11 protein-coding genes and 1 pseudogene are annotated in these 13,461 nt (G+C 68.9%); 10 read left to right on the top strand and 2 right to left on the bottom strand.

Annotation, left to right across the window (positions count from 1 at the left end):
• The first annotated feature begins 4 nt into the window (after positions 1-4).
• From IE178_RS27165 to IE178_RS27155, 3 genes and pseudogenes are all read left to right on the top strand, one after another.
• The gene (locus IE178_RS27165) at positions 5-1,267 is read left to right on the top strand and encodes an MFS transporter (RefSeq protein ID WP_193514115.1); all 1,263 of its coding nucleotides are present in this window, start codon (positions 5-7) and stop codon (positions 1,265-1,267) included.
• Positions 1,268-1,669: 402 nt separating this feature from the next.
• Complete coding sequence (locus IE178_RS27160) at positions 1,670-2,635, top strand: YihY/virulence factor BrkB family protein (protein ID WP_193514114.1); 966 nt, start codon at positions 1,670-1,672, stop codon at positions 2,633-2,635.
• Positions 2,636-2,666: 31 nt separating this feature from the next.
• Positions 2,667-3,122: pseudogene (locus IE178_RS27155) on the top strand (TetR/AcrR family transcriptional regulator); the annotation flags it as partial.
• Between the two features lie 160 nt (positions 3,123-3,282).
• Here IE178_RS27155 and IE178_RS27150 read toward each other — a convergent pair.
• Entirely contained in the window at positions 3,283-3,534 is a 252-nt protein-coding gene (locus tag IE178_RS27150) for a hypothetical protein (RefSeq protein WP_193514113.1), read from the bottom strand.
• A gap of 402 nt (positions 3,535-3,936) precedes the next feature.
• Between IE178_RS27150 and IE178_RS27145 the strand changes: the two genes are divergently transcribed.
• The 6 genes from IE178_RS27145 to IE178_RS27120 all read left to right on the top strand — a co-directional run bounded on the left by IE178_RS27145 (position 3,937) and on the right by IE178_RS27120 (position 10,745).
• Positions 3,937-4,395, top strand: coding sequence for a hypothetical protein (locus IE178_RS27145; protein WP_184765770.1), 459 nt, complete (start codon positions 3,937-3,939; stop codon positions 4,393-4,395).
• 65 nt (positions 4,396-4,460) lie between these two features.
• Positions 4,461-5,732 (top strand): hypothetical protein, encoded by a 1,272-nt coding sequence (locus IE178_RS27140; RefSeq protein WP_193514149.1) that lies wholly within the window; start codon positions 4,461-4,463, stop codon positions 5,730-5,732.
• 31 nt (positions 5,733-5,763) lie between these two features.
• Positions 5,764-7,191 (top strand): Dyp-type peroxidase, encoded by a 1,428-nt coding sequence (locus tag IE178_RS27135; RefSeq protein ID WP_318280268.1) that lies wholly within the window; start codon positions 5,764-5,766, stop codon positions 7,189-7,191.
• Positions 7,188-8,351: a catalase family protein gene (locus tag IE178_RS27130; RefSeq protein WP_184765771.1), complete on the top strand. Its 1,164-nt coding sequence runs from the start codon at positions 7,188-7,190 to the stop codon at positions 8,349-8,351. Before IE178_RS27135 ends, IE178_RS27130 begins: the two co-directional genes overlap by 4 nt.
• Positions 8,352-8,443: 92 nt before the next feature.
• A complete protein-coding gene (locus IE178_RS27125) occupies positions 8,444-8,839 on the top strand; it encodes a hypothetical protein (RefSeq protein ID WP_318280267.1) in 396 nt (131 codons plus the stop codon).
• A gap of 46 nt (positions 8,840-8,885) precedes the next feature.
• The gene (locus IE178_RS27120; RefSeq protein WP_193514112.1) at positions 8,886-10,745 is read left to right on the top strand and encodes a peroxidase family protein; all 1,860 of its coding nucleotides are present in this window, start codon (positions 8,886-8,888) and stop codon (positions 10,743-10,745) included.
• On the opposite strand, the gene IE178_RS27115 is transcribed toward IE178_RS27120, so the two are convergent.
• Positions 10,746-10,931 (bottom strand): hypothetical protein, encoded by a 186-nt coding sequence (locus IE178_RS27115; protein ID WP_193514111.1) that lies wholly within the window; start codon positions 10,929-10,931, stop codon positions 10,746-10,748. It lies immediately after the preceding gene.
• 329 nt (positions 10,932-11,260) lie between these two features.
• On the opposite strand from IE178_RS27115, the gene IE178_RS27110 reads away from it, so the two are divergent.
• Positions 11,261-13,459 carry an endonuclease gene (locus IE178_RS27110; RefSeq protein ID WP_193514110.1) on the top strand — a complete coding sequence of 733 codons (2,199 nt, stop codon included), beginning with the start codon at positions 11,261-11,263 and terminating at the stop codon, positions 13,457-13,459.
• Positions 13,460-13,461: the final 2 nt, after the last annotated feature.

The following is a 13,461-nucleotide window of genomic DNA, read 5'->3' as shown; positions in this document are numbered from 1 at the left end:
CCGCATGCCTTCCGCCACCGGGCCCGCCCCCGGCAAGCTCCCCTTCGTCGTCTGGGTCCTCGCCGCCGGCACGTTCCTGATGGGCACCACCGAGTTCGTCGTCGCCGGACTGCTGCCGGAAATGGCAGCCGACCTCGACGTGAGCGTCGCGCACGCCGGTCTGCTGATCACCGCCTTCGCCGCCGGCATGATCGTCGGCGGGCCGACCATGGCCATGGCCACCCTGCGCCTGCCCCAGCGCCACACCCTGAACGGCGCGCTGGCCGTCTTCGCGCTCGGGCATGTCGTCGCCGCGCTCAGCGCCTCCTTCACCGTCGTGCTCGCCGCCCGTGTGGTGACCGCGCTGGCCACCGGGGCGTTCTGGGCCGTCGGATTCGTGATCGCCACCACCGCCGCGGGCCCGAGCCATGCCACCCGGGCCGTCGGCGTGATGATGGGCGGGCTGACCCTGGCCAACGTGGTCGGCGTGCCGATCGGCTCGTTCGTCGGCCAGTTCACCGGCTGGCGCGGGCCGTTCTGGGCGCTGGCCGTCCTGGCTGCCCTGGCCGCCGTGTTCGTCGGCCGGTTCGTCCCGCGGGTCGGGCAGCGCGCCGAGGTGTCGGTGCGGGCCGAGGTGCGTGCCCTGCGGCAGAGCCGGTTGTGGCTGGCGCTCGCCGCCGCGGTGCTGATCATGGGCGGTGTCCTGGCGACCTACACGTACATCACGCCGCTGCTGACCGACCGGGCGGGCATCGCCGCGGGCGCCGTGCCGCTGGTGCTGATTGCCTTCGGTGTCGGCGCGCTGGCCGGTACCGCCATCGGCGGCCGTCTCGGCGAGCGGCGCCCGATGACCACGACGATCACCGCGGCGGCGGCCACCGCGGTCGCGCTGCTGGTCCTGATCCCGGCCTCCAACAGCGCGGTGGCGGCCGTGGTCCTGGTCTTCGTCATGGCTCTGACCGGGTTCACCGTCAACCCGGTCGTCACTTCCCTCGCCGTCCGCTTCGCCGGCAACGCCCGGACCCTCACCTCGGCACTGACCACCTCCGCGTACAACACGGGCATCGCCGTGGGCTCGGCCCTCGCCGGCCGGGTTCTGGACTCCTCGCTCGGCCTGACCGGTCCAACCCTGGTCGGCGCCGTCTTCGCCGCACTCACCCTGCTGCCGCTCATCGTCCTCGCGCTCAGCGGCACAGCCCGCCCGGCGCTCATCGTCGCCCAGCGCACCGAGACCACCGAGACCACCGAGCGGCATGCGGCCGACGCACCGGCGGCGACCGCACGCTGAGTCCCGCGTCCGCATCGCACACCTTTCGCAAGGCCGCGGGCCATTTACCTGTCGCTGATCCCGCCGCCGCTTGGTCCCAGGGCCAGCGGTGAAGACATGTCAGGGCCCGGAGACCGGAAACCGGCCAAGTCCGCGGAGACGCCACTACGGCTCACGCGCTGTCACGCACCAACTCGTCAGCAGGGCCCGCATCGACGGCATCCGCAACCTCCCTGCCCTCCAGGACCACCAGAGGGCCACAGCCCGCCCGGGCAGCGGGCGTGTCCCGCCCGGACTGCGGAAACCCGCGGTGCTGCTCGATTGGGCGCACAGGGCCACCGCCTCACCCCGGAGGTGTGAGGTCAGAAAAAGGGGCGATCAATAGCTGGAGCAGAACCCACTTGAGGCGAGGAGCACGCGCTTATGGGAACCGTCGTCCACGTCCCCCAAACCCGGGACATGATCGGGGAAGAACTCTCCGGCGACGAGGCGTTCGCCGCGCTGCGGCACTACGGAAGCCTGCGGCTGCTCACCGACTCCTTCGCCCGCTTCCGCTACGCGGACGGGTTCACCAACGCCCGGGCGCTCGCCTTCCAAGTCGTCCTCGGCCTGGTGCCGTTCACCGTGGCGTTGGTGGGCCTGGCGACCTCGGTGCACACCGAGAGTGTGGGCCGGGTCATCGAACTCACCCTCGGCCGGATCGTGCCCGGCGCCAGCACCGACCTCGTCCAGGACGCCTTCGACGGGACGCGGCGCAGTGCCCACGGCGACCTCGGGGCCACGCTGGCCCTGTGGCTCGGTCTGGGCTTCGCCCTGCTGAACCTCGCCTCGGCCATGGGCCAGATCGAGCGGGGCGCCAACCGCATCTACGGCATCGAACGCGATCGTCCGTTTCCTCTCAAATACGGCAGGGCCATCCTCCTCGCATTCTCGGCCGGTCTGCCGCTGGTGCTCGGTTTCGTCGTGCTCGTCGCCGGCGACGCCGTCGGCGACGCGGTAGCCCGGGTGGTCGGGGGGCCGGGCAGCGGCACGGGGTGGTGGGGCACGCTCGACCTGCCGGTGGGGCTGGCGCTGGCGTGGGTCGCCTCCGCGGTGATCTTCCGCTGGTCGCCCCGGCGGGTCCAGCCCGGCTACACGTGGCTGGCCTTCGGCTCCGCTGTTCATCTCCTGCTGTGGGTCACGGCGACGTGGCTGCTCGCGCTCTACGTCGAGGGGAGCGGCGCGTTCGGTGCCCTGTACGGGCCGCTCACCGCCTTCGTCGCCCTTCTGCTGTGGGCCAACCTCACCGCCGTCGCTCTCTTCCTCGGCATCGCGTTCGCGGCCCAGTTGGAGGCGGCGCGTGCCGGTATCGACACCGCGGTACGGCCGGACCCCGGACCCGGCCGCTGACCGTCGAGGAGGACACACCGCTTGGGCGCGCATGTACGCGGCCTTCGGCACCAAGGAGGCGCTGTTCCGCAAGGCCCTGGAGCGCTACAGCGAAGGCCCGAGCGCATACCTGACCCGAACTCTGGAGGAGTCGACCGCCCTCGGGGTCGCCACCGCCGTCCTGGTCGGCACCGTTCGAACCACCACCCGCCCGGCCCGTCCCCACGGGTACCTGGGCGTCCAAGACGCCCTGACCGCCGGCGACTCCGGGCGGGAAGTCCGTGACCTTCTCGTCGCCTGGCGCACCAACGGCTACTCCCGCATCCGAGAGCGATTCCAGTGAGCCGTCAACGACGGTGACCTGCCTCCCCAGACGGATCCGGGGCTACTGGCCCGCTACGTCACCACCTTGGCCTTCGGCATCGCCGTGCAAGCCGCGAGCGGTGTCGGTCGCGATGAACTCCAGGAGATGACCGACGCCGCCCTACGCAACTGGCCGCTCTCCTGATCACCGCCCGGCGCGCGTCCTCCGGTCGCCTCCGGAGGGCGGGAAGGTCCGAGTCACCTGACTTACAGCCAGGTGACGCTCGCCCGACATCAACAGCCAGCGCCGGGTGCCTCCCGCTCGCCGGCCGCTCACAGGTAAAGAGCCACTTTCGATACACGGCCTACGACTGCTCGAGCCGCGCGCTCGCCGTGCTCGCGGCCCGGTCCGCCGGACGACGCGTCCCTGCCTCCCAGAGGCACCAGGACGACCACAGCAGCAGGACGAGGAAGACGGCGAGCAGACCCAGCAAGACCATCATCTGCCGTACCGACCCGTTTTCCTGGAGCAGGGTCAGCAACAGGCAGAAAGCCCAGGCAACCACACCGCCCGCATACAGGACTCTGAGCTGTCGCAACTGACTTATCGATTCCACCGTCGCCCTCCTGAGCCGTCCCGTCACGCGTTGCCCTGCCGGTACCCCCGTCACGCGGCTTCATCACACGCGATGGTGGTCGACGCATCCGTGTTCTCGACACGCGCCGTCCATCATCGGATCGCCAACGCACCGTCCCACCCACCGGCAGACCCGATGACACCGGCAAGCCCCTCCTCCTGCCGCACTCGGAGCAGACGGGACACAGACAGTCCTGCGGCACCGGCCGCCACCTGACGGGCGGGCGCCGGTTCTCCTGCCACGACGCACCCTGGGTGATAACCGGGTTCGCCCGTGAGGCCCGCGCCGCCTTGCGGCAGCTGGTGCCGTGACCCTGAGATGCCGGGCGAGGCGAACCGAAATACGATGGTGTCACACCTGGGACCGCCCTGGAGGTGTGCGATGAGCCACGACACGGGTGCGGACGTCGACCAGCTGCTGACCATGTCGCGGCCGGAGCTCGACCGGTTGTTCCGCGCCAGTCATCCCGGGGAGACACCTCGAGGTGAGGGACGTGGCACCGTGCTGGTGGCGCGCGGTGCGAAGGTGTCCAAGGCAGCGGCCACGCTCGCGCGTCTCCTCGCATGGCAGGGCAAGGTCTTCGACCGTGACGGCGGCGGACTCCGCAACAGGGTCACGCCCTTCGGGATCCGGGCGATACGCGCGCAGGTCTACCGGGACGAGAGCCGGCTGGGCGGCGGCGAATGCATAGTCCTGGACTATTCCCGCACCTCGCTCGTCGCGCACTGGATACGCGACGAGTTGCGCCAGATCGGCCCTCATCTCTATCTGGGAGTCGTCTATTGGGGGCAGCGCAAAATCCTGAATTTCTCTCTGCACTTCGCCGGTCCGCACACCTGAGACGTTTGTCCTGACACACCGCGGGCGAGGGCCCGTCAGCCGCGAGGAAGGGGGAGGTGCTGGACATGCCATACCAGTCGGCAGTCACCGTCCTGGCCACCGTGCCCTCGGCCCACGTCGATGACGTGCGGAAGGTGCTCGACGAAGCCAACCGGAAGGGGGCGGGTGAGGTTTTCCGGTTCGCCGAAGCAGAGGGAGTCCATTTCGCACGGTTGGTACTTGTTCCGGAGGGGCACGACAGCGCCGGCGAGTTGCTGCCGGCCGGTGTCGTCTACATGAGCGAGGTGGACGTATCGCCGTCCGCCCACCTCGCCGACCTGGTGCGTGGAGCGGGCGAAGAGCTGGACAAGGTGTTCGGATACTGCGACGGATACCCGGCGGAGGGTGCTTCGGACGGCGAGCGGGTCGCTTGGCTGCGGTCGCGCCGTGTGCCGTGCGCGGCCTTCTACGTCAATACCGTCGGCAGGGGGCAGCGGCAGATCCTGGACGAGGCCAGGCTGCGCGAGGCGATCGAGCAGTTCCTCGACCGGCACGCCGCCGAACTGTCGGGGAGGAGTCCCACCCGCATACGCGCCGCCGTCCAGGAATACGTCATCGGCCGCCAGGACCTGGCTTGGGCGCGTTCGCGGCCCGCGAGGCCCGCCCTGCGCCGGCGCATCCGCGAGGCGGCCCATCTCGTCGGCGTCCCGCTGGCCGGACTGGCCATCTTGCCGTTCCTCGTGGTCGCTCTGCCGGTCTGGGCCGTGCTGGTCAGATGGCACGAGCGCCATGACATTCCCAGCCGGGAGCGTCCGGACCGCGCCCACGTGCGCGAGCTCGCTTCCTACGAGGACTTCGTCGTACAGAACCCGTTCACCGCCTTCGGCGCGGTCAAGCCCGGCCAGTTCAGGCGGATCACTCTGACCGCGATCCTGTTCGTCGTGGACTACGGAGTCCGCCACTTCTTCAACCGGGGGGATCTCGCCGGGGTCAGGACCATCCACTTCGCACGCTGGATGTTCATCGACGGCAAACGCCGGGTGGTCTTCGCGAGCAACTACGACGGCAGCCTGGAAAGCTACATGGACGACTTCATCGACAAGGTCGCCTGGGGCCTCAACGCCGTCTTCAGCAACGGGCTGGGCTATCCACGCACTCGGTGGCTCGTGCTGGACGGCGCCAAGGACGAGCTGGCGTTCAAGCACTACCTCCGCGCCCATCAGCTGCCGACCCAGGTCTGGTACTCCGCTTACGACACCCTGACCACGCACAACCTCCGTACCAACGCCCGTATACGCGCGGGCTTGTTCGGCACGCTCAGCCCGGCCGAGACCGAGGCCTGGCTCGCCCTGCTCTGAGGACATCCGAGGACGACTGGGGGAAGGGGACGTGACGGTGGCGACTCTGGAACTCGACGACATGCAGGGCCTCATTCCCCGGGGCTACAGCACCCTGCGCCGGGCATGCTTTCTGATGCTCACGATCAACGACCCCACGAGCGCACGGACCGCTCTCGGTGAGCTGACCCCCCGGGTGACGAGCGGCCGGGCGGAGCCCTCGGACACCGCCATCAACCTCGCCTTCACATCGGACGGCATACGGCTTCTGGGGTTGGACACACGCGGCCTCGACGGCTTCCCCGAGGAATTCGTCTCGGGGATGACCGACCCCAACCGCAGTCGCCTGCTCGGCGACACCGGGGAGAACGCCCCGCGCTACTGGCGCTGGGGCGGCCCGGCCACCCCTCCGGTGCACGTTCTCGCCCTGCTGTACGCGCGCGACGAGGCGGGTCTGGGACGGCTCGAGGCGGGTGTGCGCCAGGTCGTCCTCGCCACGGGTGGTCTCACCGAGCTCGTCCGGCTGGGAACGGACGAGCTGACCGATCACGAACCCTTCGGCTTCCGGGACGGCATCTCACAACCGCTCATCGAGGGGTTGCCCAAGGCCACGGCCGCTCGCGCCAACGGCACAGCCGGTGACGATGTGGTCAAGGCCGGGGAGTTCGTCCTCGGCTACCCCAACGAGTACGGCCTGCTGACGGACCGGCCACTGCTGCCGCCCCCGCACGACTCCGCCGGCCTGCTGCCCCGCGGCCCCGGTGGCACTGACGCGGATCTCGGGTACAACGGCACCTATCTGGTTGTCCGACAGCTCCATCAGGACGTCGACGCGTTCTGGGACTACCTCGAGGAGGCGACCAGGCGCCCTGACGGCAGCGGCGATCCCGCCGCGCGCGACGCGCTCGCCGCACGCATGGTGGGGCGCTGGCCCGGCGGCGCACCGCTGATCCGCGCGCCGTGGCAGGACGACCCTGCCCTTGCCACGGACAACGACTTCGGCTATTTCTCCACCGATCGGGACGGCTTGCGCTGCCCTCTCGGGGCCCACATCCGACGCGCCAACCCGCGGGACTCACTGGACCCCCGGCCCGGATCGGCCGCATCGATCGCGATCGGCAGACGGCACCGGATCCTGCGCCGGGGCCGGGCCTACGCGGACGGCGGGACGGGGAGCGGGGGTGAACGCGGGCTGCATTTCCTCTGCCTCAACGCGAACATCTCACGCCAGTTCGAGTTCATTCAGCACACCTGGTTGAACAATCCGAACTTCAACGGGCTCTACGACTCCCCCGACCCGCTCGTCGCCCCCCACCGGGACCACCGCTCCACGTTCACCGAACAGGCAAGGCCCGTACGCACCCGCCACGTCGGCCTTCCGCAGTTCGTCTCCGTACGAGGTGGCGCCTACTTCTTCCTCCCCGGGCTGCGGGCGCTGCGGTTCCTCTGTGCGGCCACCGGCAAGGGCGAGCAGCGGTGACAGCGGCGCAGCGGGTCAACAACGCGATCCTGCGGTGCGTCCAGCTCGAACGGCGCGTCGATCCCTACATCCGCCCGCTGCTCGACCGACTGCTGCGCCCTCCGGTACAGGCCCTGGTGCAATGGCTCATCAACGTCCGCCGCCACGACGAACACCTTCGTCTCGCCGAGGAGACGGTCCGGCCCGAGGAGGCCGGGATCGCCGAGGACATCGCACGCCGGATGGCCCGTTTCACCGCACGCGAGTATGCGCCGGGATGCGCGCAGCGGGCCGGGAACACCAAGACGTACGGGGTCGTGCGGGGGGAGTTCACCGTGTCCGCCGACTTGCCCGGGCGGCTGCGTCACGGTGTCTTCAGCCGTCCCACCACCTTCCGGGCCTGGGTCCGCTTCGCCGGACCGGGACCCCTGTCGCCGCCCGACATCAAGGACAACGGCGTCCTCAGCATCGGTGTCAAGCTGCTCGGTGTCGAAGGCGAGAAGCTGCTCGACGACGACGGGAACACGCAGGACTTCACGGGCATCAGCGCGCCGACCTTCACCACCCCGGATGTCGTGGAGAACCTCAAGCTGCAGCGGCATGTCTTCGACGGGACCCCTCTCCTGTATTTCCTGGGCCCTCGCGACCCGCACCTGTGCGACATGGTGATGCAGGGGTTGTACGCCAAAACGCACTCGAGTCCACTGGAGGCCCGGTACTGGAGCTGTACGCCGTATCTGCTCGGTGAGGGCCAGGCCATGCAGTACTCCGTGGTCCCGCGTGACGGAACCCGCACTCGGGCGCCGTGGAACCCGCCGGATGACTACTTGCGGGAGGCCCTGGCCACGACGCTGCGGGAACGCGACGTCACCTTCGACTTCCTCGTCCAACTGCAAACCGACCCGCATCGGATGCCGATCGAGAACGCCTCGGTTCTCTGGCCCGAACGGCTCTCGCCGTTCGTCCCCGTGGCCACGCTGCGGCTGCCGAGGCAGGATTTCGACGCGACGCGACAGTTCGCCCTTGCCGACCGGCTGTCTTTCAACCCTTGGCACGCGCTGCCCGAGCACCGACCGCTGGGCAACCAGAACCGCGCCCGCCGCACCATTTACGTCCGGCTCTCCGAACTCCGTCAATCGATGAACGGCACCCCGCGCGAGGCGCCCGGTGACGGCACCTGACACGGCTCGGCCAAGCGGAGCAGCCGGCGCGCGAACCGACGGGACAGGCCCTAGCGTCGGACGCGGTATGCACCACCCCTTGGGAAAAGGCGATGACCATGGACCGGTACACAGTCGCGCGATACAGCCTCGCCGGAATCCGGCTGGTGAACGGCGTGGCGGCACTCCTGGCCCCCCAGGTGGTGGCCCGGCGACTGGGGGCGGATCCCAGCCGGCCCGCGTTGATCTACGTGCTGCGGATGTTCGGTGTGCGAACCGTGGTCCTGGGTGCCGAGCTGCTCTGCCCCAAGGACCCGGACGAGCTCGACCGGGCACTGCGCGTCGGCACGCTCATCCATACGAGCGATGCGATGTCAGCCGCCTGGGCCGGGCAGGAAGGGACGCTTGCCCGACGGCCGGCGATGGCCGCCACGGTGATCTCGACGGTCAACGTCGCCCTCACCTTTCTGGCCCAGCGGCGAAACCGCGTCCGTCCGGCCACACGCTGACCATGCCTCCAGAAGACCCGCATCGAACGCCGGAAGGAATTCCACGATGGGCAGAGCTCACAACGGCTCAGCGGGCCGCACGACACCGCGAAGCGCCGACAAGACCGGAACCGCGTCCTGGTTCGTTCAGTTGCACAACGAGTTGGCGCTGGCTGTCGACCACAAGATCGGCTGGCAGAACCTGCCGAAGGCGCTCGGCATGCTGACCCTCATCGGTCTCCGTGACAACCTGCGCCGGAGGAACCTCTTCGACACCAGCACCTACCCGGCACGGAACCTGCCGCCGATCGGGCCGCCGGAACCGCGGCACCTCACCGAGCGCACAGCCGACGGCACGTACAACGACCTGGCGAACCCTCGTATGGGTATGACCGGTTCGCGCTTCGGCCGCAATGCCCCACCGGAGCGGAGCTTCCCCGAAACCGAGCCGCAGATCATGACCCCGAGCCCTCGTGAGGTGAGTCGCGCCGTCCTCACGAGGCATGAGTTCGTCCCCGCGGAATCCGTCAACGCCCTGGTCGCGGCATGGTTGCAGTTCATGATCCGGGACTGGGTCAGCCATGGGCAGGGCATGGTGGACCGCTCCTGGCACATCCAGCTGGCCGACGACGACCCGTGGCCCGTCCGGCCGATGCTCGTGCCGCGGACGCTCGCCGACCCGACCCGCCCGGACGGTGACGACGGGCTGCCGCCGACGTTCATCAACGAGAAATCGCACTGGTGGGACGCGTCCCAGCTCTACGGCGACGACCTGGCCGCCCAGCGACAGCTGCGCACGGGCGAGGACGGCAAACTCAAGGTCCCCCGAAACGGATCACTGTTCTCGGACGACCCGGAACGGGACCCGGCGAGCGTGCCCGGGTTCTGGGTGGGCCTCGCCATGATGCACACCCTGTTCATCCTGGAGCACAACGCCATCTGCGACAGGCTGCGCGGCGAATACCCCGGCTGGTCGGACGAGGAGATCTTCCAGCGGGCGCGCCTGATCACGGCGGCCCTCATCGCCAAGATCCACACCGTCGAATGGACTCCGGCGGTCATCAGCCATCCGACGATGGTCACCGGCATGCGCGTCAACTGGTTCGGCGTGCTCGGTGAGCGAGTGCACCGGCTGTTCGGCCGGATCAGTTCGAGCGAGGTGCTCAGCGGTATCGTGGGTGGGCGTACCGACCACTTCGGCGTCCCCTTCTCCCTGACCGAGGAGTTCGTGGCCGTCTACCGGATGCATCCCCTGGTCCCCGACGACTGGAGCTTCCGCTCGGTCGCGGACAACTCCCTCCTGCAGGAGGCGACGTTCCGCGATCTGGCCGGGCGGCATGCCTACGAGATCCTCGGCAAGCACACCCTGCCGGATCTGTTCTACTCTTTCGGCACTTCGCATCCGGGCCTGGTGACCCTGCACAACTACCCGAAGTTCCTGCAGGAGTTCCAGCGCCCCGACGGCAAGCTCACGGATCTCGGGGCGGTCGACATCCTGCGGATCCGGGAACTCGGCGTGCCGCGGTACAACGAATTCAGGCGCCTGCTGCATCTTCCTCCGGCGAAGGATTTCGAATCGCTCACGGACGACCCGGTCTGGGCCGATGAGCTGCGTCGGGTGTACGAGGGCGACATCGAACGCGTCGACCTCATGGTGGGCATGTTCGCCGAACCCCGGCCGAAGGGTTTCGCCTTCAGCGACACGGCCTTCCGGATCTTCGTCCTCATGGCGTCCCGCCGGCTCAACAGCGACCGTTTCCTCACCAAGGACTACACACCTCAGGTGTACACGCAGACCGGACTGGACTGGATCGAGAACAACAGCATGGCCAGCGTGCTGCTGCGGCACTTCCCCCAGCTGCGTTCGTCCATGAAGTCGGTGAACAACGCGTTCGCTCCCTGGAAGGTGTCCTCGCCCGCACGGTGATTACGCCCGGTGCCCGTCGGATGCTGAGCTGCCTCGCAATTTCGTCAGCGGCCCGCTCAGCATCCAGAACCTCATGAAAGCGATCGCGAATGCCCCGTCGATCGCTGCGGGCACGAGCACCAGGGGCCTCGCGATACCCCAGGCATACAGCGTCGTCAGATTGACGACGTCGAACAGCTTGGCCACGATTCCCATTCCAAGGAGTCCGGGGTAGCATATTCCCCGCTCCGGCGGATTCGACGATATCTGCCCACGTCTCCGGGTGTCGGCTGTGGAGCTGCTTCGACCGGGCGAACTCCACCACAACATGGCGGTCCCCCCGCCTTTGCCATACATCCGCCTGTCTGCAAACATCGGTAGCGGAGAGCACTTTACGGACAGCAGCGCGCCGTACATCATCCGCGCGCGTCCCCGGCAGAGCCGACGCCTTCACCCGGGCACCGTCCGCCTGCCCCCTAGAAGAACCCGTGTCTCAGACACCACCGCCACAATCAGATCAGGCCAGGAGGCGGATCATGGCCACGGCGGAACTCGCTTCCGAACGAGAGTCGGACTATCTGTCACAGCTGACGATGGCCGCGGCGCGCTATGCGAACCGAACCGAACGGCGGGAGAAGAACCAATCCGTTCTCGAAACGCGTGGTCCGCTGTACGCGGACGCCCCGGAGCGAGTCGAGAAACGGCTGGCACGTCTCGGCGCCGACTGGGCCCTGGTCCGGGCGATCGAGCGGACGCCGACGGAACCCGCCAGCAGCGCGGGAAGCACCCTCCGGCTGCCCCCGGAGACCTTCACCAGTGACGTGCTGGGGCTGGAGCGCCTCATCGGGCGCAACAACCTCACCCCCGTCGCGTTCCTGGAGAAAGGCGTCCAGGTCTCCCGCTCGGTCGGCCGGATCACCATCAGCGGGCCGGGAGGCGGGCATGGCACCGGCTTCATGGTGTCCCCCTCCCTGCTGCTCACCAACAACCACGTACTGCGCGGCACGGAGGAGGCGAGCCGCAGCACGGTCGCGTTCGCGTTCCAGGACGGCAGCGACGGAAGTCCGCTCCTGCCGGCGGTCTTCCAGTTGGAACCGCTCCGGTTCTTCGTCAGCGACAGGGCACTGGACTACAGCCTCGTCGCGGTGGCCCCGCGCGGTGTCCAGGGTGAGACCCTGTCGTCCTTCGGCCGGTTGGTCCTCAGCGAGGCCGAGGGGAAGGTCGTCGTCGGGGAGTTCGTCAACATCATCCAGCATCCCCGGGGCGAACCCAAGCAGGTCGCACTGCGCGAGAACCAGATCGTCGACGTGTTGGAGCGGTTCCTGCACTACGAGTCCGACACTCGTGAAGGTTCGTCGGGTTCTGCGGTCTTCAACGATCAGTGGGAGGTCGTCGCCCTCCACCACTCGGCTGTCCCGAAGACCGACGCCGAGGGCCGGCCACTGAGCGTCGACGGCACGGTGTGGCGGCCGGAGATGGGCGAGCAGCAACTGGCCTGGAGGGCCAACGAGGGGGTACGGATCAGCCGTGTGCTGCGGGCGCTGCACGAGGCGCCGCTGACCGGTGAGGCGGCCCGGCTGCGGGACGAGGTGTTCACCACAGGGCTCACTCCGCCCCCCACGGAGAGCTCCCCTCCGATGCCCTCCGCCCATGGCGAGTCCCCCCGGCCGGGGACCGACGGCTCACGAGCACAGGCACCGGAACAGACGCACGTGGCCTTCGGCACCGCCCAGCTCACCATCCCACTGCGGCTCACGCTCGGCTTCGACACAGCCTCGTCTGCGCAGGCCGCCCCCCTCGCCTCGCTGCCCGCGCTCACGCCGGTGCCGAAGGCCGCACCTCAGCCGCCCGGACGTATGGGCGTCGTGTCAGCGGTCGAGAAGGACGTCGACGCGGCCTTGGTCAATCACCGACTCACGCAGGAACGTCCCTACTACGTTCGGACCGCTGACATCGCCGCACGCGACGCGTACTACGCGAACGTCGGCACCGACGACGGTGACGCGCTGCGCCGTACGCTGACCACGTTGCTGACGGAGACCCACGAGCCTCGGCCCAGGTACAAGCCGATGAGGCTGGTCTACCCGTGGGTCGACCTGCACAAGGACGGCCGGCTGCGCAGCATCTACTCGGGCAAGGACTTCTCCGCCGAGGAGCTCATACGGGCCGACGCGGCCGTGGCAGAGGCCCGGCTGGCCCAGGTACAGGAACTGCTGTTGCAGGAGAGCACGGCGGGACCGGCCGAGTTCGAGGCGGAGTTCGATGCCCTGGAGGCGTCCCTGCCGTTCAACTGCGAGCACGTGGTGCCGCAGTCGTGGTTCGCCAAGGAAGAGCCGATGCGGGGCGACCTGCATCATCTGTTCGCGTGCGAGGCGGGCTGCAATAGTTTCCGCGGCAACTTCCCGTACTTCGACTTCCCCGACTTCGAGGAAACGGTCCGGGACGCCTGCGGGATGCGCGAGAGCACGGGATTCGAACCGCGCGACGGCAAGGGCGCGGTCGCCCGTGCCACCCTGTACTTCCTGCTCCGCTATCCGGGCCGGGTCGGCGACGCGGCGCGCGAGTTCCCCGAGGACCGGCTGCCGGTCCTGCTGCGGTGGCACGAGAGCGAGGCGGTCACCGAGTACGAGCTGCACCGCAATGCGGCCATCGCGGAGATCCAGGGCAACCGGAACCCGCTGATAGACCATCCCGAGTGGGCACGCGGGATCGACTTCGCCGGCGTCTGGCCCTGAAG

The sequence above is a fragment of the Streptomyces griseoloalbus genome (assembly GCA_014650015.1).
GTDB classification, from domain to species: Bacteria; Actinomycetota; Actinomycetes; order Streptomycetales; family Streptomycetaceae; genus Streptomyces; species Streptomyces griseoloalbus.
Note: the sequence above shows the minus strand (reverse complement) of the source record. Positions and strands in the feature narration are given on the sequence as shown.

Bases quoted from the DNA above. Each gene is read 5' to 3' on its own strand.
- IE178_RS27165 (WP_193514115.1), top strand. From the start codon at position 5: ATGCCTTCCGCCACCGGGCCCGCCCCCGGCAAGCTCCCCTTCGTCGTC.
- IE178_RS27160 (WP_193514114.1), top strand. From the start codon at position 1,670: ATGGGAACCGTCGTCCACGTCCCCCAAACCCGGGACATGATCGGGGAA.
- IE178_RS27145 (WP_184765770.1), top strand. From the start codon at position 3,937: ATGAGCCACGACACGGGTGCGGACGTCGACCAGCTGCTGACCATGTCG.
- IE178_RS27140 (WP_193514149.1), top strand. From the start codon at position 4,461: ATGCCATACCAGTCGGCAGTCACCGTCCTGGCCACCGTGCCCTCGGCC.
- IE178_RS27125 (WP_318280267.1), top strand. From the start codon at position 8,444: ATGACCATGGACCGGTACACAGTCGCGCGATACAGCCTCGCCGGAATC.
- IE178_RS27120 (WP_193514112.1), top strand. From the start codon at position 8,886: ATGGGCAGAGCTCACAACGGCTCAGCGGGCCGCACGACACCGCGAAGC.
- IE178_RS27110 (WP_193514110.1), top strand. From the start codon at position 11,261: ATGGCCACGGCGGAACTCGCTTCCGAACGAGAGTCGGACTATCTGTCA.